Genomic DNA, 26,074 nt, shown 5'->3' on the forward strand with positions numbered 1-26,074 from the left:
TACTTCGCCTCCCGCCTCCCTGCGACCTCTCACCTACACTCGAATCAATTCGCGGATGGGTGTCCCGTTCGGAACGATGGGAGTGGGGCGGCCACTGAAGTCGTTGATCGTTTCTTTGGCGGAGTCGATCCCCAGATGGTGGTAGATCGTGGCGAGGAAATCGTGCGGCGAGCAGGCGTGCTCGGCCACGTCTTCACCGCGTTTGTCGCTGGCACCAATGATGCCGCCGGTTTGCAGGCCGCCCCCGGCCCAGAGATTGGTAAAGGCACGCGGCCAGTGGTCACGGCCCGGCTGCACGACACCCGCCGGCGCACTGGCCTCGCCTGCGCCGGAACTGGCAACGTGACTGATTCTTGGGGTGCGCCCAAACTCCCCACTGACCACGACGAGCACGCGTTTGTCGAGGCCACGCGCATACACATCCTCAATCAATGCTGAAACGGCCTGATCGAAGGCTCCAGCACGGAAGCGCAGCGCATCAAAGACATGGTGGTTGACGGCGTGATCGTCCCAGTTGCCCACACGACCGCATTGCGGTCCATCAAGACAGCTTGTGATGATCTCCACACCCGATTCAACGAGACGTCGCGCCAGCAGCAGCTGCTGCCCCCAGCGATGCATGCCGTAGCGCTCGCGTGTGCGATTGTCTTCTTTGGAGAGATCGAACGCATGCCTCGTCTGCGGATTGGTGAGCAGCGTCATCGCCTGCGCTTCGAACTGATCCATCGCGCCCATTTCACCAGCGGCATCGACGTTGCGTTCCAGATTGTCGAGACTGTGCAGCAAGGCCATGCGGTCATTCAGACGGGCCAGCTTGGACGGGTCGGACAGGCCGACGTTTGGAACGGCGAAATCCGGGCGGCTGGGATCACTCAGCACCGCCAGCGGCGAATAGGCAGCGTTGACAAACCCCGGGCCGGCGATGGTGAAGCTGTCGTAATTGATGATCGGGTTCACGCCGATGTAGTTCGGCAACGGACTGCCGCGCTTGTTTTTCGAGCGCATGAAATTCGCCACGGTCATCCAGTCCGGCAGCAAGGGCTTGGGTTTGTCACGCGCATCCGTATCGCCACTGAGCATTTGCAGCGATCCCGCCGGATGTCCGCCACCGGTGTGCGTCATGGAGCGCAGCAGGGTGAATTTGTCGGCGATCTTTGCCTGCAATGGAATCAACTCGGTGAGCTGCATTCCGGGCACTTTCGTTTTGATGGTCTTAAACGGACCACGATACTCGCTGCCGATGTCCGGTTTGGGGTCATAGGTGTCGAGGTGCGAGCAACCACCTCGCAGCCACACCAAAATGACAGCGGTGCGTTCACGCGCAGGCTTCGCGGCATTCTCAGCGCGCAGCTTGAGCAATCCCGGCCAGCCCAGGCTCGCAAATCCCGTGAGTCCGAAGCGCATGAAGCCACGTCGGTCCAAGGGACCGGAACAAACAGACTTGGGCGAGGCAGAAGGCATGTGCAACCATACGGCTGCCAGCCGGGAATTCTTCGGAGCAGAGAATCACTTCGCCAGTGAAGCGCATACAATCTCCTCGTCATTCCGCATGAAGACGCACTGGTTGGCGAAGGCAGGGTGTGACCACACAACGGCCCGGCGTGGATCGGTGGTGGTGGGTTTCAGCAGCTTGGCGCGGCTGATCTCCTCATAGCCTTGGGGTGTGAGATTGGCGATGATGAGATCCCCCTGCTCGTTGGCGAGGAAGAAGCGGTTCTCATGTTTGATGATGAAGGCGTTCGCCCAGCGGACGGGCGGGCCGCCAGTGGTGGCTGCGAAGGTTTCCCAGAGACGCTCGCCGGTGTCGAGCTTCAGGCAGCGGAGCTGACCGTAGCTGCAGACGCCGTAGATGTGACCGTTCTCGATGAACGGAGTGCTGATGAGGCTGTGCAGTGTGTCCGTATTCTTTTCGCTGAAGCTTTTGCCTTCCCATTGCAGCGTGGCTGCTGGTTTGGAGGCATCCAGCTTGAAGCATTTTGAACTGGTGTAGAAGGAGCTGCAGAGGAGCAGATCCCCAGCAAGGCGTGGTGTGGCTACGGTGAGGCCAAAACGCACCTCCCATGGATAGGACCAGAACACTTTTCCCGTGGCAGGATCGAGCGAATTCACTGCCTGCGGATGCCAGAGGATGAGTTGCTTTGAGCCCCCGGCCTCAATCATCGTCGGCGGGCAGTAACCGGGCTCGCGCGCATCCAGCGCACGCCAGATTTCTTTGCCACTGTCCTTGTCAAAAGCGACCGCCACGCTGCCGGGTCCGCCGCAGAGGCAGATCAGGCGCTGTCCATCGAGCAGCGGATGTCCGGCAAAACCCCACATCGGTGTCTTCGCTCCATATTCGGCTTTGAAGTCATGCGACCATAGCACCTTGCCGTTTGCGGCATCAAGGCACAGGAGGTTTCCCTCCGCGCCGAGAGTCCACACTTTGCCACCGCTCACCACCGGAGTGCAGCGCGGGCCGGTGGAATAGCTCATCGTGTAAGTGCATTCGTAGCGATGCTCCCAAACGAGCGCACCCGACTTCGCATCCAGACAAAACACGCGCTCGGTGCCGGGAATGATGCCCCGCGCAAAGGCATTGCCGGGCACGTTGCTCTTCTCAGCCACCTGGCGGTCCATGATATAAACCCGGCCTTCCGCGACGGCCGGACCGGTGTAGCCACCACCGATCTTCGCGCGCCATAGCACCTTGGGACCACCTGCTGGAAAGGTGTCGATGATGCCGGACTCGCGCCAGACGCTGTCGCTTTGAGGCCCCAGCCACTGCGGCCAGTCATCGGCACGGAGCATGGCGGACAGCAGGAGAAGGATGAAAAAGGCAGCGCGCATGGACAAACAAACTCACCACCATGAATCATGTTGCAGAGGATTTCGTGTATCGCAGGTTTGGAGCATTATGATGAACCTGCCCGACTCCCAACGCCTGCACAGCCTGGTCACGGCCACCCACACGCCATTTCATCCCGATGGCTCCCTTAATCTCAAGGTCGTGGAAAAACAACTGGAGTTCCTCCTGTCGAAAGGAGTGAACACCGTTTTCATCGGTGGCAGCACCGGCGAAAGCCACTCGCTTACCTATGAAGAGCGCCATCTCCTGGCCAAATTCTGGATGGCGGTCACGAAGGGCACCGCTATGCGCGTGGTGGTGCACGTGGGGGCCAACTGCGTTGCCGATGCGAAAGCGCTGGCGGAACAGGCCGAGGAATTGGGCGCAGCAGCCATCGCAGCGCTGGCGCCGATGTATTTCAAACCCAAGAATGTCGAGGTGCTGGTGGAGACGATGGCCCAGATCGCTGCAGCAGCGCCGGACACCCCTTTCTACTACTACGACATCCCTTCGATGACGGGCGTGAATCTCTCGGTGCCCGACTTCCTGCAGCAGGCAGGCAAGCGCATCCCGAATCTGGCCGGCGTCAAATTCACCAATCCCGACCTCATGGCCTACCAGTACGCGCTGCGTGCCGACAATGGTGCCTGGGACGTGCCCTTTGGCTGCGATGAGCACATGCTCGGTGCTTTGGCGATGGGTGCAAAGGGCGCTGTCGGCAGCGGGTTCAATTTCGCCGCTCCTATTTACCTGCGACTGCTGGCCGCGTTTGCTCAGAACGATTTTGCTGCTGCTCAGCGAGAGCAGTTTCGCGGGGTGCAGATCATCAGCACCCTTGTCAACTATGGCTACATGGGCGCGGCAAAAGCTGTGATGGCGATGCTCGGGGTCGATGTCGGTCCGGCGCGCCTTCCCAACACCACGCTCACTCCCGCACAAAAGGACCGGCTGCACGGCGAACTCGAAGCCATGGGCTTTTTCGAGTGGGTCAAATAAGCAGATCAGCGTGTGATCCGAATCAGAGGCGTCGGCAGGTGTTCGCTGATAATCCACAGCGTGCGGCTGTCGCTGTCATAGCAGACTCCTTCCAGCTGCCGCAGGAGTTGGGGTTCGATGCGCACCGGCGCTTCTTTCAGGGCCTCCGCGAGGGATTTCTCCTTGGGCAGCAGCCACTCATACAGGCTGCTGTAAGTGGAGACGACCATCCGTGATCCATCCGGCGAAAAGCACGCTGCCGTGGTCATGCAGTTGTCATGGGGGCGCTTGCCGGCGCGAATTAACTTCGGAAAAGTCAGGTCGGCCACTTTTTCGAGCACCATGCTCACCTTGGGCTGCAACGTCTGTGGAAAAGCATAGAGCGCGCACCTGCCGTCATCACTCTTGGTCAGGACGTAAAGGCGACGTGTCTGCGGGTGCACGAGCAGGCTTTCGGCATTGTACTTCCCGTCGGGATAGTTGGCGCGCCAGATCTGCGGCGCGGCGGTTTCAGTTTCCGCCACAGGCTGGCCCGCCGCACTGATTTCAGGCTCGTGGATCTGATAGACCTGAATCGAGGCGCGGATGTAAAGATTGTCGCCAATGTCGCCAATGAAGAGCGTCGGAGTTCCTTGCTCATCTTTGCCGGAAGCGATGTCCTCCCAGTCAAAGTTCGCCGCATCTCGCACACGCACCTTGGCGCGCGTTTTACCACTGCGGTCGATGGCAAAGACACATGGCTCGCCGCCGGAATCGTTCGAGGTCCAGAAAATCGAGGGATCACGGACACTCAGCGCCAGACCGGAGCTTTCATTGAGGCGCTTGTTTTCCAGGATGGCGACCTGCTTGCTCGTGCTGGGCACCGGCTTTTCCGGCCACGCGACCGCACTCTGCCCGCAGCAGGCAGAAACTGCCGTGAGTGCGAACACAAACTGGAGCAGAAACGCATTCATGTTTTTTCAACCCAGCGGCGTTGCCGGACCTTGCAGCATTCGGTTGTAATGAAACTGAACACGGCCCTGAAACCACCGCCAGGTCTGACCCGGGCGGCCATGTTCCAGCAGGAAATGCGGACAGTCTTTGTGCAGCGGGCTGACTCCGACACGCGGCCAATGATAGTGCGGCACCACGTGATCCAGCGGAATGTTATACGCACGCATCAGATACGCCGCCAACCGTGCCGTGCGGTCAATGGTCTGGCCAAGGTCATTGCCATGGTGCTCACACATTTCGATGCCGATGCTGTAATTGTTGCCGACGCCGTCGAAATCAGCGTGCTCGCCCTGCTCACGGCAGGGCAGGTGCTGGATGGCGATGTCATCCTGCACGGTGAAATGCCAGGTGAGAAAGCCGATGCGGTTGCCCCCCTTGCGTTTCGTCGCGCGCAGTGCGCCACGCTTCAGCGCCAGCGCGTGCTGGTAAGCATTGCCGGTGTAGTTCTGCGTACTATGAATGGTGATGTAGCGCGGATTCATCGGCCGGTAGTAGCGGCGGCCCACCGTGCCGGCGGGGATGATGTCGAGCTTGATGCGCGCCTCGGCGAGCAGCTGGTCCGGCGTCATCGCCCCGGGCGGCACCGGCGCAAACCGCGACTCCCAGCGTGCCACGCGAGAGCCGTCGTAGGTGGCGCAGGCCGCGACAATGAAGGCAAGCGTCAGTGGTAGGAAGATTGCGACGTTTTTGCGCATAAGAGTGTTTAAAGGCCAATGGTCAAAATTCAATGCGCTTGTTCAAGCAAGTTCATGCAGAACGTACCTGCCGCACATTCTGGTCTCATAAACTTCTCCAGCCGACCACGAATAGGTGAAAGAAACGACCCCTGTGGTGCGGCATGATTCCTTTGATTTCGGGATTGTCATCCTCCTCCACGTCATTCAACATCCGCGCTTCTCATGAGCACCCCGTCCCTTCCCGATTCCAATGCGCCTTGGTACAAGCAGCTGACCGGCTACCACTGGTTTGTGCTGATCGTCGCATCTGCCGCATGGTTCTTTGACTGCCTGGACCAGCGCCTGTTTTCGCTCGCTCGTGTGCCGGCCTTGGTGGAACTGATGAAGCTGCCGCCGACGAATCCTGATTTGCAGGCCTTCGGCAAGGTCGTCACCGCCTGCTTCCTCATCGGCTGGGGCGTCGGCGGACTGACCTTCGGTGCCTTGGGAGACAAATTCGGCCGCGCCCGAATGCTGACGCTGACGATCCTGATATACTCCGCCTTTACCGGCCTGAGCTATTTCAGCCGAACCCAGCTCGACTTCACCATCTTCCGCTTCCTCACCGGCGTGGGCGTGGGCGGCGTGTTTGGCCTTGCCGTGGCATTGATCGCTGAAACCGTTCCCAATGGCGCGCGCACCCAGTGCCTTGGACTGCTTCAGATTCTCTCTACCATCGGGAACATCACCGCAGGCTTTGCAAAGATCGGCATTGATGCCTTGGAGGCGAATCACACCATCACCGCCGGATCTGGCTGGCGCTGGATGTTCCTCATCGGCGCGGCCCCTGCGCTGATGATCATCTTCACCCGTGGTTACCTCAAGGAGCCTGCCTCATGGCAGCACCTCAAGGACACCAACCAGCTGCCGAAAGGCAGCATCTTCGCCCCTTATGCCAGTCTGCTGGCCAGCGCCCGCTGGCGCAAAAACCTGTTCGTGGGCGCCGTCATCGCCAGCACGGGCGTGATCGGCCTTTGGGCCATCGGTGAATATGCCGTCGATTTGCAGAAGGTGGTGTTCAAACAGTACTTTGAAAAGGCGGGCGTCGCTCCTGACAAGGTGGCCGCCGAAGTGAACAATGCCATCTCCGTGGCCTATCTCTGGAACATGATGGGTGCTGCGGTCGGCATGACCTTGTTCACCAATGTGGCCAAGCTGGGCCGCCGCCTGGCCTTCTTCCTGGGCTTCAGTGCCGCACTCATTTCCACCTTCCTCGTTTATTGGAAGATGAGCGACCCGATCTCAGCGCGCTGGATGATGTTCCTCATGGGCACCGCACAGCTGAGTGTGTTCGCCGGCTTTGCCATTTATCTGCCGGAGTTGTTCCCGAACAAGCTGCGCAGCACGGGCACCAGCTTTTGCTACAACCTGGGCCGTTTCGCCGCCGCCGGTGGCAGCTTCTTTTCCGCCACACTCACTTCCGGCATCTATGGCAAGTTCGCTGCCCAGGATCCTGCGCTGCCACTGCGCTACGCGGCCATGACCATGTGCGCCATCTTCCTCATGGGTATCATCATTCTGCCGTTCGCTCCTGAAACCAAGGGCAAGCCGTTGCCGCAAGACGATTGAAATGACCGCTGCAGAACTCAAGACCACCACGCAGGCTCAGGCAGAAGCAGTTTCCCCCGAGGCGCTCGCCCTCTGGCATGCCAAGCAGGGAAACTGGGACGCCGCGCACAACATCGCGCAGGACATCCACACCAAGATGGGTTCCTGGATTCATGCGCTTCTCCATGTGATCGAAGGCGACCAGTGGAACGCGGACTACTGGTTCTCGAAAGCCGACAGGCCTTCGCGCGGCCCCAAGGAGATCGACAAACTTTGGGACGAAATTGCTGGTGTTGTGCTATCTTGATCACTCAAACAGTGAACAACGACCCCGCCAAACCCCAGCAGCGTTTCGAAGACTTGCGCGGCATCCTGCGCTACGTGCCTCAATTCCGGCAGCGCGTTTTTGTGATCGCCTTTGATGGCGCATTGATGATGCAGCCGGGCTTTGCCAGCCTGCTCCAGGACGTGGCGGTGCTGCAATCTCTGAACATCGAAGTCGTGCTCGTCTTTGGCGCACGTGCGCAGGTGCGCATGCTGGCCGAAAAGCGCGGCATCTCTCTCTACAATGACGACGGCATGGGCCGGACCGATGCCGCAGGCATCGAGATCGCGGTGGACGCCATCATGCGGCAGTGCAGCGACCTGATGGCTGATCTGACGGCGCTGGAAATGCCCGTGGCTGTTTCCAATGCGCTCGCGGTGCATCCAGCGGGCGTGATAGATGGCATTGATCTCGAATTCACGGGCCGCATCGAGCGCGTCGATGAAGAATCGCTTCGGGCACTGCTCAAAGCCGACATCATCCCCATTCTGCCACCGCTCGGTTATGACGGCAAAGGCGCTACGCTGCGTTTGAACTCTGATGCGGTGGCCGTGGAGGTCGCCATCGCCCTGCAGGCGGCGAAAGTCATCTTTGTGGCCGAATCTGGCATCACCGCCGCCGACGGCACCCGTCTGGAGCAGCTCTCGGTCGCGGAAGCGAAGGAGATGCATAAACGCAAGGATTCCAAGCATGATGTGAGCATGCTCTCGAAGCTGCGCTACGCAGCACTGGCCTGCCAGGAAGGCGTGCCGCGGGTTCACATCGTGGATGGTACGCAGGATGAAGCGCTGCTGGCCGAACTCTTCTCCAATGAAGGCGTCGGCACGATGATCCATGCCGATGATTACCAGCAGATCCGCAAGGCCCGCGCCTCCGACGTCCCTGCCCTGCTCTCCATGATGCAGCAGAGCGTGGACGATGCCGCGCTGGTGCCACGCACACGCGACCAGATTCAATCCAAGATCAAAGACTTCTTCGTGCTCGAACTCGATGGCAACCCCATCGGCTCCGTCGCCGTGCATGCTTATGAGGAGGACGGCAGAAAAATCGCCGAACTGGCCTGCCTCTTTGTGCGTCGCTCGCACAAAAATAAGAACCACGGCCGCAAGCTGGTGGCCTTCGCCGAAGAACAGGCGCGGCAGCGGAATTGCGAGATCATCGTGGCGCTCAGCACACAGGCCTTTCGCTTTTTCGAGGAAAAGATGGGTTACACCGTGACCGATCCTGGCGCCCTGCCGCTCAGCCGCCGTGAAAAGTACGACAAGAGCGGACGGAACTCAAAGGTGCTGGTCAAGGCGCTGAAATAGAACTGCCGTCCTGCTTGAGACGCGGCACCTTGGAATAAGCCAGCGCCTGCTCGACAATCGCGATCGACTTGTCCTGGAGTTTTTCACCGATGTAGCGCTGCTGAAAATCAACGCGGCATTTGCGGCCATCCTTGGCGAAGGCCACCCAGAAATCCGTCGATTTGATGCGCTCGGCAGCGCTCGTCGCATCGGACCATTCATATCGAATGGACTGGCTGCGCGTCACCTCGTGCAGCCCCTGGGCGCTGAGAGTCACTGAATAGCCCATGCTCTGCCATCCCAGCCAAGTGGTAGCAGCACCCAGCAAAAACAGCATCCCTCCCAGGACAATGGACGGACCGATGGCCTTGAGGCGGCCAAAGAAACCGCCGTTGCCATATTCCAGCGCAAAGAATTTCACCCGCCCATACATGACCTTCACCAGCACGAAAGCGGCGATGATCAGCAGCGGCCCGCTACCGAGCAGGAGGTAGGTGTACAAATCTCCGATCATGAGCGTCACACCATTGCCCGAATCCACCCCCTTGGTCAGGTAGGGGGAAAGGTCCGTTGATTTGATGAAGTCGAAGGAAAGGGACGGTAGTTTCATGAGGGGCCTTTTGGGTATTAAACCAAGCTGCCGCCTTGCACGTCAAGCCTTGCTTCAGTGACTTGTTCGTTGCCGGATGAACTCCTGCACCGTCGCCACATCCGCAGCCATCGGCCAGGTTTGCAGCGATTTCGACTTCAGCGCCTCGAGCGTCGGATGCGTAGGCTCGTTGCCCGTGGCCTGCTGCACCACTTCGGGGAACTTCGCCGGACTTGCGGTGGCCAGCACGACGCTGACGCGGTCCTGCGCCATGTCGGTGAAGGCGCAGGCGGTGTGCGGATCCAGCACATATTGCCAGTCCTTCCACATCTGGGTGATAACGCGGACGATCTGATCATCATCCATGCGTGTGGAGCGCAGGGAGGTCTTGGGCAGTTCGATCTTGAATGGAGCGCCGGATTTGATCTGCGTCATCACCTCACGCACGCGCTCGGAGCTTTGACCCAGGATGTAATAGAGGAAGCGCTCAAAGTTCGATGCAGCTTGGATGTCCATGCTCGGAGCATGGCTGGGGTGCACGTCGCTCTGACTGTACTCACCACTGGTGAAGAAGCGGTGGAGGATGTCGTTTTGATTCGTTGCCACACGGAAGCCGCCTGCGGGCATGCCCATTTGCTGCGCCATCCATCCGGCCATTACATTGCCAAAATTTCCGGTGGGCACGACGTATTCCGCCGTGGCACGTGAACTCTCCGGCAGCTTCAATGACGCCCAGATGTAATAAACACACTGCGCCAGCACGCGGGCAATGTTGATCGAGTTCACGGCGGAGAGGTTCACCGAGTTCGCGAAAGCGGTGTCGCCAAAGGCCTCCTTCACCACGCGCTGCGCGTCGTCAAAGGTGCCGGGCACGGGAATGGCAAAGACGTTGTCCGCTCCCGTGCAGGCCATCTGGCGCTCCTGCAACGGCGCGACGCGGCCATTGGGATAGAGAATGAAAATCGTGATGCCATCGCGCCCGAGACATCCATGAATTGCCGCTGAGCCAGTGTCTCCCGAAGTCGCACCAAGGACGGACAGGCGTTTGCCAGTCTGTTCAACCTGTCGTTTGTAGAGCAGTCCCAAAAGTTGCAGCGCAAAGTCCTTGAAGGCCAGCGTCGGCCCGTGAAACAGCTCAAGCACGTAAGTCTTGTCCGTGATCTTCTTCAGCGGAGCCACGTCGGGCGAATCAAAGCGCCGGTACGCCTCCGCCGTGAGCTGATGCCACTCGGCATTGCTGATCTCCGGCGCGAAGAGCGTAAAAAACTCTGCCGCGAGCTGCGGATAGGTCAGCTTTGACCACGCTGGCAGTTTGTCAGCGATGTTCGGCAGCTTCTCCGGCAGAAACAGTCCGCCATCCGGTGCCAGCCCGGCTTCAACGGCTTCAGAAAAAGTATGCGGCTTCGTCTGGCCGCGGGTGGAAAGGTAATGCATGCGAATGATTGAGGGGAGTATTCATGCGTGGAAATCGGGGAGACTCAACGAGTCTCTGCGGACATCATGCGCGGTCTTTCGCCCCCTTAGGCTCGTCTCAGGGTAATGACTCACTTCTTCCGCGCAATGAACACATCCACCTGCTGCCCCACGTAGAGGGGCTGGTCCTTGGGTTTGTCGAGTTTGTAGATGACCTGCAGGACGCGGGTGTCCACGCGTTCGGTGCTGGCGCCGGTGAGGGAGACCTTTGGGATGACGTAGGGCTCGATGCGGACGAATTGCGCTTTGAACCTTTTCGAAGAGTCGCTCTTCAGCGAGAAGGTGGCGTCGCGATCAGAAGCCACTTCCATGGCGTTTTGTTCATCCACATCCGCGCGCACATGCAGCGTGGAGATGTCTCCCAGCACAAGCGCGGGCTCCTTGTTCGCCGGAGAGGCGTATTCGCCGGCACGAATGTTGACCTGGAGGATGGTGCCGGCCTTCGGTGCTTTGACGGTGAGGCGGTCGATGAGCAGTTCGGTCTGCTGCACGTCGGCTTTGGCGGAGGAAAGCTGCGCTTCAGCGGCCTGCATCTGCGCCTTGGCCACGAGCACGTCGTTGGTGCGGTTGCGCAGGTCGTCCTGGCTGATGGCACGCTGATCGGTGATGGACGTCATGCGGTCGAGCATGTCCTGCACCTTCGCCAGCTGGGCGCGGTTGATGGCAATGTTCGCCTGGGCAATGGCGATGGCCGCCTGCTGCTTGAGCAACGAGGCGCGCAGTTCGCGATCATCCAGGATGAGCAGTGCATCGCCCTCCTTCACGACTTGATTGACCGCGACTTTGACCGCTTCGACCAGACCCGGTGCCGGCACGCCAATGGCGACGTTTTCGTCCTTGGCTTCGAGGATGCCGGTGGCCGCGATGTCATCGGGCGCGTTCTTCTGAGGCGGCAGGACAGGCGGTGGCGGTATCTTGGTTTCCTGGCTGCGGATGGTCTGGAGCACAAACCCCATGCCGATCACGCCCGCAACGGCAAGCAGGTAGGTGGAGTAGCGGATGGCGGTGGAGACGAGATTCATGGGCGGAGGTTAAATGAGAAATCGGAAAGGCGAATGGCGAATGCCGGACGAAATTACGCTCGACGAGGGGGGCAAGAAAGTCTCAAATCCGTGCAATGAAAAATGAACCGGGCATTGCAAGGCAGGTCATCCGCCAGGGCGGTGAGGTCGTGGTCATTGTTCTGGTGGCCGCCGGGCTGCAGGCACTGTGGGGGGTGCACTGGTTGAGCGCTCGCACGTTCTGCCTGGTGGTGCTGGCGGCTGCACTCGCCAAGACGGTCTTCTTTTTCGTCGAAAACCTCCAGCACATCCTGATGGCCACGCAGGATGACATGCCCTATCACCGTGTTCTCGGTATCATGGGAGTGAACATGGCGCAGATCACGCTGGCCTTTGCGCTCGACTACTGGTGCCTGGAAACGGCGGAACCGGCGAGTTTCAGCTCGATCGACGCTGCGTGGAACCAAAGTGAGCAGCTCTTTGAATTCTTCTTTTTCAGCGTGCTGAATTTCTCCTTCTTCGGCTTTGGCGATGTCACGCCGCTGACCATCCCGGCCAAGCTGGTCACGATGATGGAGGTCCTGCTGGCCTTTTTCACCGTGATCTTTCTGCTCTCCGATTTCGTCAGCCTCAAGGACTCGCTTCGTGTGCGGAAGCCGCGCGAAGACTGATCCGCATCTTGCACGTGCGGGCGGGCGCTCTACGCTGACGGCATGGACAGACCCGCCGCCATCGCTCAAATCCGCGAAGCCTGCAAAAACATCGCGCTGCAATTCATGAAGATCCACCCCGCCGTGCCCGGACTGGCGGATGAGGAGACTCAGAAAGAGTGCTTCCGCAGCGTACATGAAATGACGGTGCTGCTGGAGACGATCAAAAAGAAGATCGGCCGTCTGGAGCGCTCAGATGACAGCACCCTGCTCTGACATTTGGCTTACTTGCCCGGCCCCGCCCTCATACGACAATTCACCATGAAATACGCCGTTCTCAGTCTCCTCCTGCTGGCCACCAGCCTGCAGGCAGAGGTCACACTGCCTGCCATTTTCTCCGATGGCATGGTTCTGCAGCAGGCACAGCTCGTCCGCATCTGGGGCACCGCTGAAGCCGGCGAAGACGTGAAGGTCACCTTCGGTGATCAGTCGCACAGTTCGCTCACGGATCAGACCGGCAAGTGGTCGCTCACGCTGAACCCCATGAACGCCAATACCCAGCCTGCCGATCTCGTGGTGGCTGGCAAAAACACTATCACACTGAAAAACGTCCTCGTTGGCGAAGTGTGGGTCTGCTCAGGGCAGTCGAACATGCAGTGGACCGTCCAGCAGGCCGGCAAGGCCCAGGAGGAAATCGCCGCCGCCAATCAGCCTTTGATTCGCATGTTCAATGTCGAACGCAGCCCGAGCATGACGCCACAGTCCGACTGCAAAGGCGCATGGAAAGATGCCACCAGCGCCAATGTGGGTAATTTCTCCGCCGTGGGTTATTTCTTTGGCCGGCACCTGCATCAGGTGCTGAAAGTGCCGGTCGGTTTGATCAACACCTCCTGGGGCGGCACGCGCGTCGAAGCCTGGACGAGCCGCGCGGCGCTCGAAGAACGCCCCTGCGCTGCCGAATTGCTCACCGACTGGAAAGATGCCGTCGCCAAATGGGATGGCCCCAAGGAACTGGCGGCTTTTGACAAACTTAAAGCCGACTGGCAGGCGCAGGTGCAGAAAATCGACGCCGAAAACGCCAAGCTGCCTGCCGATAAAAAGAAGACCAAGCCCCAGGCACCACGCCCGCCGGAAGATCCCACCAAGACACCGCACCATCCCGCCGTGCTCTTCAACGGCATGGTGGCCCCCTTGATCCCCTACGCCATCAAAGGTGTCATCTGGTATCAGGGCGAGTCGAACCAGCGCCGCGCCTTCCAGTATCAGGAACTCCTGCCCACCATGATCAATGACTGGCGCAAACAGTGGGTGGACGCGTTCTCCTTTTACATTGTCCAGCTGGCGAACTATGGCAACGGCAAGCCCGTGACCACGGAACCCGGCATCCCCGACACCTGGGCCGAACTACAGGAGGCCCAGACGCTGACGGCTCAGACGCTCGACAAATGCGGCATCGCCGTCATCAACGACATCGGCGAGCAAAACGACATTCATCCCAAGAACAAACAGGAGGTCGGCCGCCGCCTCGCGCTTCTGGCACTGGCTCAGGACTACGGCAAGTCCGGTGCCGAATCCTGCGGCCCGCTCTACCTTTCATCCGTTGTTCAGGGAGACAAGATTCGCATTCAGTTCACCCACACCGGCTCGGGTCTGAAAACCCGTGATGGCAGTGAACCAAAAAGTTTCCAGATCGCCGGAGCCGATCAGAAGTGGGTATGGGCCAAGGCCAAGATCGAAGGCAGTGAAGTCGTTGTCTGGAGCGACGCTGTGCAGCAACCGATCGGTGTGCGCTATGCCTGGGCCAGCTGGCCGGAAGGTGCCAATCTCATGAATGCCGAGGGCCTGCCAGCCTCCTGCTTCCGCACCGATGACTTCCTGCCGTCCACGCTCGGTGTCGTGTCGCCCTTCAAAGAGGCGACACCGGTAAAGCCAGTGCCTGCCAAACCATGATCGTTCGAGCCTAGCGTGCATCTTTTCCTCGCTGATCCTGACACATCGCCGTTCCTCGCTGATGAACTGCGCCGCGCCGCACCGGATGCTGCACAACGCGAAATCGATAACCTCGGCATTGCCGCGGATCTGAAGCTGGAAGGACTGCTGCTCGCCTTCGCGCGCCAGACACTGCCTGACGCCATAGAAATTCACGCCGCTTCCATCAATGCGTGGGCGGACCGCATCATCGAAGCCACAGCCGGCCTCTTTCCCGATGACCAGCCCTGGCGCCTACATCTCTGGCCGCAATACGGTGAGGGCAAAGCCGGGCAGCACCGCTGTGAATTGATCCATGCCAGTTTGGAGGAGCGCCTGAAAAAGCGACGTAGAAAGCTGCTGCGCTCCTTGGTCGAATCCGACGCCGTCTTTGATGCGCAAACATCCCTCGTGCAGTGCATTCTCACCTCCCCCGAAACCGGCTGGCTTTCCATCTCGCTCGCACCGCAGCCTTATGCTCTGCGCAGTTTGATTTCGAGCTTCCCCCGTGGCGAAGTGCCGCTGGCCGATGACAAAAGCGCCCCCTCCCGCGCCTTCACCAAACTGGTGGAGTCCGAGCAGCGTCTGGGACGCCAGATCGAGCGCGGGCAGACCTGTGTTGACTTGGGAGCTTCACCGGGAAGCTGGAGCTATGTGCCCATCCAGCGCGGAGCGCACGTCATTGCCATCGACCGCTCAGAGCTACGTGAGGATTTGATGCGCAATCCTCGCCTGCATTTCCAAGTTGCCGACGCCTTTAAATACAAGCCACCGCAAACCGTGGACTGGCTCGTCTGCGATGTCATCGCGGCACCGCAGCGCAGCATCGATCTGCTGCTCGAATGGCTGCGTGAGAAGCGCATGCGCAACTTCATCGTCACGATCAAATTCAAAGGCCACGATGAGTATCCGCTGCTCGACATCCTCAAACTCGAAGCTCCGCCGCTCTGCGCGGAGTTTCACCTGACGAGACTCTGCGCGAACAAAAACGAAGTGTGCGCGTTTGGCGTGGTTTGACGAACTCCTGCCTTCCTCGCCCTTGGAAAACACCTGAATACCGAACCAGAGGCATCCGTCCTAAGCACGCACGGCATTTTGCTTGCTGCAAAATCCATGCTCATGCTAATGCTAATTCATAGCAGGCCCGTCATATCAATTCAGAACCATGAAACTTCTTAGCACCTTCGTTCTAGGCGCACTCACTGGCGCATTCCTGCTGTGGTTTGGATTCAGCAAGACGATCCTGCCGCTCAACAACCAGCTCGTCGCAGTGGACCGCTTCACGGGCAGGGCGAACAAGGTGTTTGTCTCTTCGGTGGAGGCAGCACAACTGGCACAAGATGAGACCGCACGACTCGATTCGTTGACTGAAAAATCGAGAGCTAATGCTGAGAAAGCGGAATGGCGTGAACTTGACGAGTCTGAAATCAGAAAGTTTGAATTCCGGTGGAGCCAAAACGGCTCTGGTATCAAAGCCGAATTTCACAACCCATTTGAGAAGGAGTTGAAAATTGAACGAGTTCGAGTCCAGATTCCGCCTCGGGATGGTCATGCCGCGATTGACCGAGAATTCCAACTGGATAACGCCGTTTGCCCACCGCTGTCAGATGGCTGGGACATGATGCAGCCGATTAAAATGTCATTTGATGAATTTCTCGAACCGAGAACTGCAGGAGACAGTTCTCGGCGCATTACTGGATCGATCACCCCGATGCGGGTCTTGATCCGGAAGTGATCAACACCGCACCTACAACAGCGCCTCATGCGCACGGCCATCCTTGGCTTCACAGTAGAGGATGAAGGACTGGTTCACCACTGAATACCCGCCGGGAGTCGGATAGTCACCGCTGAAGTACCAGTCGCCGTACTCGGCACCGAGAGCGTTGTGGAGGTCAGGAATGGTCTGGTAGATGACTTCGACGGTCCCATGCCACGGTGTGTCCTCAGGACTGATCATCTGGGCGATGCGTGCGGAGATTTCCTCGTCGGTGAATGGCGCGTAGATCGCCTTCACAGCATTGCGCATTTCTTCCTTCGGCTTCTTCATCTCGGCTTTGCAGGCGAGATAAGTCTCATGCACGATGTGTGACATTCCACGCGTACGCAGCAGTGAAATGGCGGCCTGGAAGGCGATGAACTTGCCGAGTTCGGCCATGTCGATGCCATAGCAGTCGGGGTAGCGAATCTGCGGCGCGGTGGAGCACACGATGATGCGCTTCGGATTGGTGCGGGCCAGAATACGCAGCAGGCTTTTCTTCAGCGTGGTACCACGGACGATGGAGTCGTCAATGACCACGAGGTTGTCCTTGGGCGTCACGACGCCGTAGGTGATGTCGTAGCTGCCAGAGACGAGGGCATCACGCCCCGTTTCCTGGGCGATGAAGGTACGCATCTTGATGTCCTTGAGGGCGATCTTTTCGGCTCGCGGCCAGTTGCGCAGCACCAGATCGTCGAGCTTGGCCTCGTCAAACTCACCACGCTTGAGCATGTCCATCAGCGCCTCTTTGACGACGACACGGCGGCTTTTACGCAGGCCGTCGAGGAAGCCAAAGTAGGCCGTCTCAGCTGTGTTCGGGATGAAGCTGAGCACGGTGTGCTCGAAGTCATTGTCAATGGCCTTGACGACCTGCGGCACCAACTGCTCACCGAGAGCCTTGCGCTGGTGGTAAATGGCGGAGTCGTTGCCGCGTGAGAAATAAATGCACTCGAACGAGCAGGGCTTGAATTCACGCGGCTCGGTGAACTTCTGGATGGTCATGCCGCCATCCGCTTTGATCACGGCCACGTGCGCAGGCGGGATTTCGTGGATGTCCTCTTCATTGACACCGAAAACGGACATCAGTGCGACGCGTTCGGAGGCGATGGTGAAGATCTCGTCGTTCTCGTAATAGTGGCAGGGGCGGATGCCGCTGGGGTCGCGCATGGCGAAGAGATCGCCATTGCCGATGACGCCAACGATGCTGTAGCCACCGTCCCAGCGTTTGGCGGACTCTTTAATGACGGCGGTCACATCCAGTTGCTCGCTGATGTGTTGAGGAATGTTTTCGCCAGGCATGCCGGAGTCGCGCAGCTCATGGTAAAGTTTGGTGTGCGCCTCATCGAGCTGAAACCCGATTTCTTCGAGCACACTCTGAGTGTCCGTGCCGAAAACGGGGTGCTGCCCTCGCTTCATCATCACCTCGTTGAGTTCGCGGGTGTTGGTGAGGTTGAAGTTCCCCATCACCATCAGCGTGCGGGTGGGCCAGGTGGTGCGGCGCATGTAGGGATGCAGCGCGCCTTTGCCAAAGTCACCGCTGGTACCGTAGCGCAGGTGGCCGATGTAAATCTCCCCGGCCATCTCGAACTCGCGCTTGATCGCGTCCGGATCGTCCTCAAAAGACACGAATTCCTTCCCTTCCTGGTCGCGCTCGTCCTTGCGCTGCTTGTCGATGCGGCGGGCGATGCGTTTGAACTCTTTGCGTTCATCCTCAAAGACTTGACCAATGCGTTCCACACTCTCGGTACTCCGCATGCGGAACATGTAAGGGAGGCCTGGAGGCATGCCGAGCTTGCTGCAGCCAATGCCCATGCCGTCCTGACCGCGGTTACGCTGCTTGGTCATGATGGCCTGCAGGGCGTCAAAGCCGTAGAGGGCGTTGCCGTATTTTTGATAGAAGTATCCCAGCGGCTTTTTCAGCCGCACCACTGCTATGCCGCACTCGTGACTGATTGGGTCGCTCATCGTAAAGGAGCACCCATCATTGGCATGCCATTAGAGGAGTGCAAGACGTGGAAAAAGTTTCTCGCGGGTGTCTACCACTGCCTGTCAGGCGTAAAGTCACCCCCGCCGCTGGAATCCGGTGCGCACGTCCGGCCAAAGGTCAGGCCACGAATCTAATGACGAGGGAACACTGATGCCCCGGAAAATCCCATGGCATCTGCTTTTACCCCATATATTTCGAGCAAAACAAGATCCCTGGCTGTCAGGATGGCATGGTCCATGCAGTCAGAATTCCCAACCTCCCGATGAAAATTTTCTTATCCCACCGCTTTTGGCTGCACGCCTTGACGCTGGCGGCCTTTTTCGCGCCAGCTTCCAGCTACCCGGCCATTCCAGAAATCGGCTCCCCCCTCCCCGTCCCGACAACGCCGGAAATCCCGCCGCTGGAGATTCCAGAGGAGCCGATGCCCGGAATCGTGCTGCGCAAACTCGCCTTTGACCGTGAGTTCGACTCCCCTGTCATGCTGGCCTCCATGCCGGATGCCGGCGGAGAGCAGGTCATTGCCATGCAGCGGGGTGAATTCTGCGCTGTGCGGCTGGACGGCAGCGGCCAGTGGCGGCCCTTTCTCGATTTCCGTGAGAAAATGAAGGGCGTCGTGCTCTTCGAGGAAGGCGTCCATGGCATCGCCTTTCATCCCCGCTTTTCTGAGAACCGGCTGTTTTACCTCAGCTACTCGCAAAATGAGCCCCGCCGCACGGTGATCAGCGAGATGCGCGCCTCGAAGGACTCCACTCCTGACGCACTGCCGGAGACGGAACGCGTGCTCATGGAGATTCCCCAGCCGCTGGCAGATCACTGGGGCGGTCACATCGCCTTCGGGCCGGATGGCTGTCTCTACATTGCGCTCGGTGACGGTGGCCTGCGTGATGACCCCTATCGGCTGGCGCAAAACCCCTGGGTTCTGCATGGCAAAATCCTGCGCATCGATGTGAACGGCCGCAGCGGCAAACTGCCCTACGCGATCCCTGATGATAATCCCTTCACCAAAGTGCAGACCATGCGCCCCGAGATTTTCGCCCTCGGCTTTCGCAATCCCTGGGGCCTCTCCTTTGATGCTCGCTCCGGCCAGCTCTGGTGCGCAGATGTCGGCCAGGACCTCTGGGAGGAGATAAACCGCGTCGAAAGCGGTGCCAATTACGGCTGGAGTGATCGCGATGGCCCCACAAAAAGCGCCTTTCACGCACACAGCTATCTCCAGAACACGGCCACCACCGACCCCGTGCATGCCTACACCCGCATGCGTGGCGAAGGCATCTGCATCATCGGCGGTCTGCTCTACCGCGGCCAAAAACTGCCGCAGCTCGACGGCGCGTTCATCTTCGCCGACTGGGGTTACGGCAGTGTCTGGGCGCTGGGCATCGATCCCGCCAGCGGCCTTCCAATCCGCCGCAGCGTTCTTCACCGCAAGGACCCGGAGCACAAGTTCAACCCCACCCTCGTCACGGCAGATCTCGATGGCGAACCCGTGCTGCTCTCCCAAGACGGAGCCCTCTATCGTCTGGAAAAGGACGACGATTGAGCAAACCTTCACTGCAAGACCCTGACCATGGCCGCGTTCAAGGCGGGCCATGAATCATTTCTTCGCCCTGTTCCTGCTGCTCACCTCTGTTGCGGTGGCTCAATCGAAACCCGATGTACTCTTCATCGCCGTCGATGACTTGAACGACTGGATGACCTATCTCGGTGGCCATCCGCAGACGAAAACACCAAACATCGACCGCCTCGTGGCCCGAGGCACGGCGTTCACCAATTCGCATTGTGCCGCCCCAGCCTGCAATCCTTCGCGTGCGGCACTGATGAGCGGTTTGCGCCCGTGGCAGACCGGGATCTACACCAACGGTGATCCGGCGCAGGACGTGATGAAGGAGGTACTCACGATCAACCGCCACTTTCTTGCCAGCGGTTACAACACCCTCGGCGGCGGAAAAATCTACCACGGCTACGGCAGCGAAGGACGCACCGATTCATGGACGAAATGGGAGGGCCTGTTTCCCTCCATCCAGGAACACGAGGAAAACATGAACGGCCTCACTCGCGGCCACTTCGACTGGGGTCCGGTGGATGCCCAGCCTTCTGACATGGGCGACTACAAAGCCACCGACTGGGCCATCAACCAGCTCAAGACCGCGCCGCAGGACAAGCCGCTCTTCCTCGCCCTCGGCTACATCAAGCCCCACCTGCCATGGTATGTACCCAAGGAGTATTATGACCGCTTTCCGCTCGCCGACATCAAGCTGCCTGTGACCAAAGAGCATGACCTTGATGACATCCCCAAAGCCGGCGTGCGCATGGCCGGCCCCGAGGGCGATCACGCCGCCGTGATCAAAGGCGACCAATGGAAGAAGGCCGTTCAAGCCTACCTCGCCACGATTTCATTCCTCGATGACCAGGTGGGGCGTCTGCTCGACGGACTCGATCAAAGTCCCCGCAAAGACAAGACCATCATCGTGTGGTGGACCGATCACGGCTGGAATCTGGGCGAGAAGGAGCACTGGCGGAAGTTTGCTCTGTGGGAGGAAACCACGCGCACCTCCATGGCGATTGTCGCCCCCGGTGTCACTAAGCCGGGCACCACCTGTGCGGCCCCGGTCGATTACCTGAACATGTATCCCACCCTTTGCGAACTCACCGGTCTGCCCGTGCCGGAGCATGTCAAAGGCGCAAGCCTCATGCCACTGCTAAAAGACCCCGCCGCCAAATGGGATGGTGTGGCCCTTTGCACGCACGGCAAAGGCAACCACGCCGTGCGTGACGCCAACTGGCGCTACATCCGCTATGCTGATGGCACCGAAGAACTCTACGATCACACCAAAGATCCGTATGAATGGACCAACCTCGCCAAGGAAGTCGGCATGAGCGAGATCAAGGCCAAACTCGGTGCAGCCATCCCCGCCGCCGACGCTGAAATCAAACCAACGTCAGGTGATGGGAAAAAGAAAGGCGCGGGCAAAGGCAAGAAGAAGAAAAAGGCCGAGGAGTAGCCTGAATCTGTATGGCAGGGTGACTCTCAGAAGCCCGTCATGGCCCTTCATTCTCCACCGTGAAGTCAAGCCCCAGACCGTTCGGTTCGGGTGACTTCATCGCTGCTGCAAATTGCGCGAGACTCCAGCCCTGCGGACCGGTTTTCTTTGGATCAATTTTGAGTTCGTGGAAGTGAATGAGCAGCTCACCCTTGGCCTTGTCCACCGTCTCCAGTTCCACCCAGCCTTTCCAGCGCGTAAACAGGCCGTCCACTTTCGCGGCATGCTTCTCATAGCCCGGCACATGGAGTTTCAGCGTTGCCAGATAAGGTTTGCCGTGAATGGGCAGCGCCTCGCGTACAGCCTGCGCGATCTGGTGCTCGCTCGATACCTTCGGGTCAAAGACAACATTGGCGTAAGTGTCTATCACCTGCACGACCGTCGCATCTGCAACGCCCTTAGTTTCACTGATTGACTGCTGGACGACATAGACGCAGCTCCCGCACTCCACGCCTGAGACATAAAAGGTCACGGTCGGCTGCTTTTCGGCGGCATGGAGACCGGACATAATGGAACCAAGGAAGACGAGAAGGCGAAGTGTGTGTTTCATAACGGCAATTTCAAACCAGCCCCCTGATCGGCTCGCCACGGGTTAGCACGCTGAGCAGGCTCGGCGGCAGGCCGTCGGTCACTCGCGCCTCCCCCACATCCACCAGCGTATGCATGATGGTGGCGATCAGATCGGGAATCGTGACCGGTTCTGAAGCGGGCTCTCCGCCATTGCGTGCTGACTGCCCGATGACCTGGCCCATCTTCAAGCCCCCGCCATAAATCATGAGCGGTGCCAGGCCGCCCCAGTGATCGCGTCCGCCTTTGACATTGATCTTGGGCGAACGCCCCATCTCACCACAACAGACGAGCATGATTTTTTCACTCAGACCGCGTGATTCAATGTCCTCGATCAAGGCGGAAACCGCGTGGTCAAAAGGACGCCCCACGTAGTCCATCCCAGTGCGGCACGGGGCGTTGTTGTTGTCAGCATGCATGTCCCACACAAAGCTCGTCGTGACGGTGACAAAGCCGCAGCCGCGCTCGCACAACCTCCGCGCCATGAGCAGCAGCTGGCCAAGCGTTGCGGCATTGTCGGCATAATGCTCGCGATTGTTCCATTGCGTACTGATGCGGTCTTTGGGCAGCAGCGGAGCAGTGTCGTACCGGGCGATAAGTCGCGGATCCTCTTTGGAAAGATCAAACGCATCTGACACACCACGCCGCAGCACATCGAAGGCAAGCGTTTGAAATTCCGCCATGCCAGCGACGGACTGGCTGCCGTCCATGGTGCGCTGCCATTGATCCAGCGAAGCAAGCAATGCGCGGCGGTCATCCAGCCGGTTTTGCGGCATGCTCAGGGTCATGTCCGCCTGCGCACCACTGCCTGCACCAGGCACAAAGGGCTGGTAAGTCGCCCCCAGTTCACCGCAGGAGGTGAAGTCGCCGAATTGCTTGATCACAGGTCCTGCCGTGGCTAAAACCGCCTGCGGAAAGAGCGCCACATTCGTCGGCATAGCGCTGCTTTTGCGCAACGGCCCCGCCATGCGTGAATACAGCGAGCCCAGATTCGCCTTCATCGTGTCTTTGCCGACGATGGTCTTGATGTCGTGCACCGCATCTCCGGTGACGAAGGACCTCACGATGCTGAACTTGTCCGCCAGCTTGGCCAGCCGCTCAAACGTGCCGCCAAATGTCACCCCGGGCAGCTTGGTTTTGATTTCGCCCGTGACGCTGCGGATCTCCGAAGGCGCATCCATTTTTGGGTCAAAGGTTTCGAACTGCGACGGCCCGCCGTGCATGAACAGAAAGATGACCGACTTGTCCTTGAGCAGCGACTTTTTGGAAGCCGCCAGCGACTTGAGCGCCATCAGATCACTCAGCCCGAGCCCGCCCAGCCCCAGGCCACCAATGCGCAGAAAATCACGCCGCTGAAGGCGCGAAGAACCGTGGCTGTGGTCGGAGAAGGTGAGCATGTCCCTGCCAAATACGCCGGCAGGGAGGCACTCCTTCCTGATTGTGCTTGCCACCCTGCATCCAGTTCGGGATGCTCGCCGCCATCATGCGCATCACCCTTATGATTCTTGCTGTCGGCTTGCTGACCCTGGAGGCCGCCGCCGACTCCACCGAATGCCTGCACTGCAACAAGCATTTCCTGCCGCAGCCGCTGAAACTGATTCCGGGCCGCAAATATGCACGGGATCGCCGGGCGGACATTCTGCATGTGAAGCTCGATGTGACACCGGATTTTGCCAAGCGCACGATCTCAGGCACGGCGACTCTACGTTTCAAACCGATCGCTCTTCCTTTGGACAAACTGGAGCTGGATGCGGTAGATTTGAAGATCGCCTCCATCACGGCCTCTGGTGCGCAGGTCGCGGAGCATCAGGTCACGGAAGACAAACTCATCATCACCTTCGCGAAGGCAATTGCACCTGACGCTGAAGCGACGGTCACCGTCACCTATTCTGCGGTGCAGCCAGATCACGGCCTGTATTTCCGCACGCCGGAGATGGGCTACAAAGCAGGCGACACGCAGGTGTGGAGCCAGGGAGAAGCGGAGGAGCATCGCTTTTGGTTTCCCAGCTACGATTACCCCAATGAGCGCTTCACCAGCGAGGTCATCTGCCATGTGCCCAAGGGCATGCAGGTCATCTCCAACGGCACACTACAAAGCGAAAAGCCCGGCAATGATGGCCTCACGACCTTTCACTGGTTGCAGGACAAGCCGCATGTGAACTATCTCATCGCGATGACTGCGGGCTACTTCCACAAACTGGAAGACAAGGCGGGAAATCTGCCCCTCGCCATGCTGGTTCCTCCGTCACACAGCGCACAAGCGGCAAACGCTTTTACCGACACCCGCAAGATCATCGAATTCTACCAAAAGGAAATCGGCGTGCCGTTTGCCTGGGATAAGTACTATCAGGTTTACTGCCTCGATTTCATCGCCGGCGGCATGGAAAACACGAGTTGCACCTTTGAAGCTGCCGACATGCTGTTCAACTCCGACACCGAACAGTTGCGCTCGCTCCATGAACTTGATGCACATGAGACCGCCCATCAGTGGTTTGGTGACCTCGTCACCTGCCGTGACTGGTCGCATCTCTGGCTCAACGAAGGCTTCGCCAGCTACTACACCATCCTCTATGAGGAGCAGAAGCTCGGTGCTGATGCGATGAAGTATGCACTCTGGAGGGAAGCCCAGCAGGTGTTCCAGGCGAACGACACCCGTCCCATCGTCTGGCGCGACTACGGCGATCCGATGCAGCAGTTCGACTCCCGCGCCTACCCAAAAGGTGCCTGGGTGCTGCACATGCTGCGCAGCCAGCTCGGCCCGGATTTGTATCGCAAATGCATCCGGACGTATCTTGAGCGCCATCGCAACAGCATCGTGCGAACTGAAGATCTGCAAGACGTCATTGAAGAAATCAGCGGACTTTCGTTTGATCAGTTTTTCGACCAGTGGCTCTTCCACGGCGGCGTGCCGGAATTGAAAATCGACTATGCATGGGACGCTGCTTCAAAACAGGCCCGGATCACCGTTCGGCAGACTCAGAAGCTCAGCGAACAGGTGCGCCTCTTCCGCGTGCCGCTGCCCGTTGGCTTTGCCATCCCCGGACAAAAAGAGCTGCTGCGTGTCAAAGCAGACGTCAGCAAAGAGGTGGAAGACTTTTATTTCCCCCTGCCCGCCCAGCCGGAACTGGTGCGCATCGATCCCGACTACACCGTGCTGGCCAAAGTCGCATTCACACCGCCGGGCCCCATGCTCGACAAGCAGCTGCAATCTGATGTCCTCGGCCGCCTGCTCGCCATCAGCACACTCGACGACAAACACATCGACAAGCTCGGCAAAGCACTGCGTGAAGATGCCTTCTACGCCGTCCGCGCCGAGGCAGCGAAAGCACTCGCGAAAATCGCCGAACCCGAAGCCCGGGCGGCATTGATCGCAGGCAGCAGCAACCAGCCCGACGCACGTGTGCGCAGGACCGTGGTGCAGTCTCTTGCTGTACTGAACACAACCGAGTCGCAGGAAACCCTGTGGAAGATGGCCCAGAGCGAAAAGAACCCCGACATTCTCGCCAGCATCATCGAAACCTGGGGTGCACGCCCCGGAAATTCCGCAGTCGCCGCTGAACTTCGCAAGTACCTGAAAGCAACCAGCTACAACAGCGCGCTTCAGCTTGCAGCAATCAGGGCGCTCCGTGCTCAGGATGATGAATCCGCGATCCCAGATCTGCTGGCGCGTCTGCAGTCCCTCAATGATCTCCGTGGTCGCGATGCTGGCATCGCCTTCGATGCAGTCGCCTTCCTCGCACGCCGGCCCACGAACGCGCAACGCGATGCCGTGCGTGAATTTCTCTCCGCCAAACTCACCGACCCTCGGCCCAGCTGGCGTATCGCCAGCGCCAAGGCCCTCGGCACGCTGCGCGATCCCAAGGCCCTCGCCGTGCTAGAGCCGTTGCTCGCCAGCGGCAATGCTCGCATTGATCCCGTGCGTGAGGCTGCGGCCAAATCAGTGCAGGACATCCGTGCGGGCTTGGAGAGCCCCGCCGATTTGAAAAAACTCTGGGACCGCGTGCAGCAGTTGCAAAAGCAGGCCGAGGAACAACAGAAAGAGCTCGAAACCCTGAAGAAAAAATCACAGCCAGCCGCCGCCGAAAAGAAAGCGGGCAAGTAAACCACCATGCGATTCCCACGCCTTCTCACCATCGCCACCAAAGTCGTCAAAGACACGCTTCTCTCACTGCCAACCGAGATTCGCAACGAGGCAGGAGACTGCCGCATTGAGTTAACCGAGATGGATGCCCTGATCGATATTGATGAGGATCTGGATCCCGATCTGCTGGGGCTGTTTGAAGGTCTCTCCCGTAGCGATGGGTTGCCGGAAACTCCGGACGAGATGCCGCGGATCCGCCTGTTTCTGGACAACCTCTGGGACGAGTGCGCCGGTGAT

The 26,074-nt window shown here is 59.2% G+C and carries 23 protein-coding genes; 13 read left to right on the top strand and 10 right to left on the bottom strand.

Going from position 1 to position 26,074, the window contains the following annotated elements; all coding sequences use genetic code 11:
- Positions 1-33: 33 nt before the first annotated feature.
- Positions 34-1,404: a DUF1501 domain-containing protein gene (locus tag AC24GY_RS19295; protein ID WP_487686498.1), complete on the bottom strand. Its 1,371-nt coding sequence runs from the start codon at positions 1,402-1,404 to the stop codon at positions 34-36.
- Positions 1,405-1,506: 102 nt separating this feature from the next.
- On the bottom strand, positions 1,507-2,826 hold the full coding sequence (locus AC24GY_RS19300; RefSeq protein WP_487686500.1) for a PQQ-binding-like beta-propeller repeat protein: 1,320 nt from the start codon (positions 2,824-2,826) through the stop codon (positions 1,507-1,509).
- A gap of 67 nt (positions 2,827-2,893) precedes the next feature.
- Between AC24GY_RS19300 and AC24GY_RS19305 the strand changes: the two genes are divergently transcribed.
- On the top strand, positions 2,894-3,820 hold the full coding sequence (locus AC24GY_RS19305; RefSeq protein WP_487686502.1) for a dihydrodipicolinate synthase family protein: 927 nt from the start codon (positions 2,894-2,896) through the stop codon (positions 3,818-3,820).
- 5 nt (positions 3,821-3,825) lie between these two features.
- On the opposite strand, the gene AC24GY_RS19310 is transcribed toward AC24GY_RS19305, so the two are convergent.
- Entirely contained in the window at positions 3,826-4,752 is a 927-nt protein-coding gene (locus AC24GY_RS19310) for a hypothetical protein (protein ID WP_487686504.1), read from the bottom strand.
- 6 nt (positions 4,753-4,758) lie between these two features.
- On the bottom strand, positions 4,759-5,487 hold the full coding sequence (locus AC24GY_RS19315) for a peptidoglycan recognition protein family protein (RefSeq protein WP_487686506.1): 729 nt from the start codon (positions 5,485-5,487) through the stop codon (positions 4,759-4,761).
- Between the two features lie 204 nt (positions 5,488-5,691).
- On the opposite strand from AC24GY_RS19315, the gene AC24GY_RS19320 reads away from it, so the two are divergent.
- Genes AC24GY_RS19320 through argA form a run of 3 tightly spaced genes read left to right on the top strand, consistent with a single transcriptional unit; the run spans position 5,692 to position 8,688 of the window.
- On the top strand, positions 5,692-7,077 hold the full coding sequence (locus AC24GY_RS19320; RefSeq protein WP_422317942.1) for an MFS transporter: 1,386 nt from the start codon (positions 5,692-5,694) through the stop codon (positions 7,075-7,077).
- Position 7,078: 1 nt separating this feature from the next.
- Positions 7,079-7,363, top strand: coding sequence for a hypothetical protein (locus AC24GY_RS19325; protein ID WP_422317940.1), 285 nt, complete (start codon positions 7,079-7,081; stop codon positions 7,361-7,363).
- Positions 7,360-8,688, top strand: a complete 1,329-nt coding sequence (gene argA, locus AC24GY_RS19330) for an amino-acid N-acetyltransferase (RefSeq protein ID WP_487686509.1) — start codon at positions 7,360-7,362, stop codon at positions 8,686-8,688. Before AC24GY_RS19325 ends, argA begins: the two co-directional genes overlap by 4 nt.
- Here the strand turns inward: argA and AC24GY_RS19335 are convergent.
- From AC24GY_RS19335 to AC24GY_RS19345, 3 genes are all read right to left on the bottom strand, one after another.
- Positions 8,672-9,277, bottom strand: a complete 606-nt coding sequence (locus AC24GY_RS19335) for a hypothetical protein (RefSeq protein ID WP_487686511.1) — start codon at positions 9,275-9,277, stop codon at positions 8,672-8,674. The genes argA and AC24GY_RS19335 overlap by 17 nt on opposite strands.
- Positions 9,278-9,331: 54 nt before the next feature.
- Positions 9,332-10,690 (bottom strand): threonine synthase, encoded by a 1,359-nt coding sequence (gene thrC / locus AC24GY_RS19340; RefSeq protein ID WP_487686513.1) that lies wholly within the window; start codon positions 10,688-10,690, stop codon positions 9,332-9,334.
- A gap of 110 nt (positions 10,691-10,800) precedes the next feature.
- Entirely contained in the window at positions 10,801-11,751 is a 951-nt protein-coding gene (locus AC24GY_RS19345; RefSeq protein ID WP_487686515.1) for an efflux RND transporter periplasmic adaptor subunit, read from the bottom strand.
- 95 nt (positions 11,752-11,846) lie between these two features.
- On the opposite strand from AC24GY_RS19345, the gene AC24GY_RS19350 reads away from it, so the two are divergent.
- From AC24GY_RS19350 to AC24GY_RS19370, 5 genes are all read left to right on the top strand, one after another.
- Entirely contained in the window at positions 11,847-12,401 is a 555-nt protein-coding gene (locus AC24GY_RS19350) for an ion channel (RefSeq protein ID WP_487686517.1), read from the top strand.
- Between the two features lie 42 nt (positions 12,402-12,443).
- Complete coding sequence (locus tag AC24GY_RS19355) at positions 12,444-12,656, top strand: hypothetical protein (RefSeq protein ID WP_395732968.1); 213 nt, start codon at positions 12,444-12,446, stop codon at positions 12,654-12,656.
- A 45-nt stretch (positions 12,657-12,701) separates the two neighbouring features.
- Positions 12,702-14,330: a sialate O-acetylesterase gene (locus tag AC24GY_RS19360; protein ID WP_487686519.1), complete on the top strand. Its 1,629-nt coding sequence runs from the start codon at positions 12,702-12,704 to the stop codon at positions 14,328-14,330.
- 15 nt (positions 14,331-14,345) lie between these two features.
- Positions 14,346-15,365: an SAM-dependent methyltransferase gene (locus AC24GY_RS19365; protein WP_487686521.1), complete on the top strand. Its 1,020-nt coding sequence runs from the start codon at positions 14,346-14,348 to the stop codon at positions 15,363-15,365.
- A gap of 148 nt (positions 15,366-15,513) precedes the next feature.
- The gene (locus AC24GY_RS19370) at positions 15,514-16,083 is read left to right on the top strand and encodes a hypothetical protein (protein ID WP_487686523.1); all 570 of its coding nucleotides are present in this window, start codon (positions 15,514-15,516) and stop codon (positions 16,081-16,083) included.
- Positions 16,084-16,095: 12 nt separating this feature from the next.
- Here the strand turns inward: AC24GY_RS19370 and AC24GY_RS19375 are convergent, their stop codons facing one another.
- Positions 16,096-18,069 carry an amidophosphoribosyltransferase gene (locus tag AC24GY_RS19375; protein WP_422317922.1) on the bottom strand — a complete coding sequence of 658 codons (1,974 nt, stop codon included), beginning with the start codon at positions 18,067-18,069 and terminating at the stop codon, positions 16,096-16,098.
- 284 nt (positions 18,070-18,353) lie between these two features.
- Here AC24GY_RS19375 and AC24GY_RS19380 point away from each other — a divergent pair, with 284 nt between their 5' ends.
- Positions 18,354-19,628, top strand: a complete 1,275-nt coding sequence (locus AC24GY_RS19380; protein ID WP_487686526.1) for a PQQ-dependent sugar dehydrogenase — start codon at positions 18,354-18,356, stop codon at positions 19,626-19,628.
- Positions 19,629-19,677: 49 nt separating this feature from the next.
- Positions 19,678-21,090 (top strand): sulfatase, encoded by a 1,413-nt coding sequence (locus AC24GY_RS19385; RefSeq protein ID WP_487686528.1) that lies wholly within the window; start codon positions 19,678-19,680, stop codon positions 21,088-21,090.
- Between the two features lie 37 nt (positions 21,091-21,127).
- Here the strand turns inward: AC24GY_RS19385 and AC24GY_RS19390 are convergent, their stop codons facing one another.
- Together AC24GY_RS19390 and AC24GY_RS19395 are read right to left on the bottom strand one after the other, a co-directional pair.
- Positions 21,128-21,679 (bottom strand): heavy-metal-associated domain-containing protein, encoded by a 552-nt coding sequence (locus AC24GY_RS19390; RefSeq protein WP_487686530.1) that lies wholly within the window; start codon positions 21,677-21,679, stop codon positions 21,128-21,130.
- Positions 21,680-21,689: 10 nt separating this feature from the next.
- Positions 21,690-23,093, bottom strand: a complete 1,404-nt coding sequence (locus AC24GY_RS19395) for a DUF1501 domain-containing protein (RefSeq protein ID WP_487686532.1) — start codon at positions 23,091-23,093, stop codon at positions 21,690-21,692.
- 86 nt (positions 23,094-23,179) lie between these two features.
- Here AC24GY_RS19395 and AC24GY_RS19400 point away from each other — a divergent pair, with 86 nt between their 5' ends.
- Both AC24GY_RS19400 and AC24GY_RS19405 read left to right on the top strand, forming a co-directional pair.
- On the top strand, positions 23,180-25,798 hold the full coding sequence (locus AC24GY_RS19400) for a M1 family aminopeptidase (RefSeq protein WP_487686534.1): 2,619 nt from the start codon (positions 23,180-23,182) through the stop codon (positions 25,796-25,798).
- A 6-nt stretch (positions 25,799-25,804) separates the two neighbouring features.
- Positions 25,805-26,074: hypothetical protein (locus AC24GY_RS19405; protein ID WP_487686536.1), on the top strand; the 270-nt coding region annotated here is incomplete at its 3' end.

This window comes from Prosthecobacter sp. Pr1 (assembly GCF_057652315.1).

What these genes read in the sequence shown, in the direction of transcription:
- AC24GY_RS19390 (WP_487686530.1), bottom strand. Translation starts at nt 21,679, where the DNA reads ATGAAACACACACTTCGCCTTCTCGTCTTCCTTGGTTCCATTATGTCC.
- AC24GY_RS19345 (WP_487686515.1), bottom strand. Translation starts at nt 11,751, where the DNA reads ATGAATCTCGTCTCCACCGCCATCCGCTACTCCACCTACCTGCTTGCC.
- AC24GY_RS19355 (WP_395732968.1), top strand. Translation starts at nt 12,444, where the DNA reads ATGGACAGACCCGCCGCCATCGCTCAAATCCGCGAAGCCTGCAAAAAC.
- AC24GY_RS19385 (WP_487686528.1), top strand. Translation starts at nt 19,678, where the DNA reads ATGAATCATTTCTTCGCCCTGTTCCTGCTGCTCACCTCTGTTGCGGTG.
- AC24GY_RS19295 (WP_487686498.1), bottom strand. Translation starts at nt 1,404, where the DNA reads ATGCGCTTCGGACTCACGGGATTTGCGAGCCTGGGCTGGCCGGGATTG.
- AC24GY_RS19320 (WP_422317942.1), top strand. Translation starts at nt 5,692, where the DNA reads ATGAGCACCCCGTCCCTTCCCGATTCCAATGCGCCTTGGTACAAGCAG.
- AC24GY_RS19305 (WP_487686502.1), top strand. Translation starts at nt 2,894, where the DNA reads ATGATGAACCTGCCCGACTCCCAACGCCTGCACAGCCTGGTCACGGCC.
- AC24GY_RS19375 (WP_422317922.1), bottom strand. Translation starts at nt 18,069, where the DNA reads ATGAGCGACCCAATCAGTCACGAGTGCGGCATAGCAGTGGTGCGGCTG.
- AC24GY_RS19370 (WP_487686523.1), top strand. Translation starts at nt 15,514, where the DNA reads ATGAAACTTCTTAGCACCTTCGTTCTAGGCGCACTCACTGGCGCATTC.
- AC24GY_RS19300 (WP_487686500.1), bottom strand. Translation starts at nt 2,826, where the DNA reads ATGCGCGCTGCCTTTTTCATCCTTCTCCTGCTGTCCGCCATGCTCCGT.
- AC24GY_RS19380 (WP_487686526.1), top strand. Translation starts at nt 18,354, where the DNA reads ATGAAAATTTTCTTATCCCACCGCTTTTGGCTGCACGCCTTGACGCTG.
- AC24GY_RS19395 (WP_487686532.1), bottom strand. Translation starts at nt 23,093, where the DNA reads ATGCTCACCTTCTCCGACCACAGCCACGGTTCTTCGCGCCTTCAGCGG.
- AC24GY_RS19315 (WP_487686506.1), bottom strand. Translation starts at nt 5,487, where the DNA reads ATGCGCAAAAACGTCGCAATCTTCCTACCACTGACGCTTGCCTTCATT.
- AC24GY_RS19335 (WP_487686511.1), bottom strand. Translation starts at nt 9,277, where the DNA reads ATGAAACTACCGTCCCTTTCCTTCGACTTCATCAAATCAACGGACCTT.
- thrC (WP_487686513.1), bottom strand. Translation starts at nt 10,690, where the DNA reads ATGCATTACCTTTCCACCCGCGGCCAGACGAAGCCGCATACTTTTTCT.
- AC24GY_RS19360 (WP_487686519.1), top strand. Translation starts at nt 12,702, where the DNA reads ATGAAATACGCCGTTCTCAGTCTCCTCCTGCTGGCCACCAGCCTGCAG.
- AC24GY_RS19350 (WP_487686517.1), top strand. Translation starts at nt 11,847, where the DNA reads ATGAAAAATGAACCGGGCATTGCAAGGCAGGTCATCCGCCAGGGCGGT.
- AC24GY_RS19325 (WP_422317940.1), top strand. Translation starts at nt 7,079, where the DNA reads ATGACCGCTGCAGAACTCAAGACCACCACGCAGGCTCAGGCAGAAGCA.
- AC24GY_RS19400 (WP_487686534.1), top strand. Translation starts at nt 23,180, where the DNA reads ATGCGCATCACCCTTATGATTCTTGCTGTCGGCTTGCTGACCCTGGAG.
- AC24GY_RS19310 (WP_487686504.1), bottom strand. Translation starts at nt 4,752, where the DNA reads ATGAATGCGTTTCTGCTCCAGTTTGTGTTCGCACTCACGGCAGTTTCT.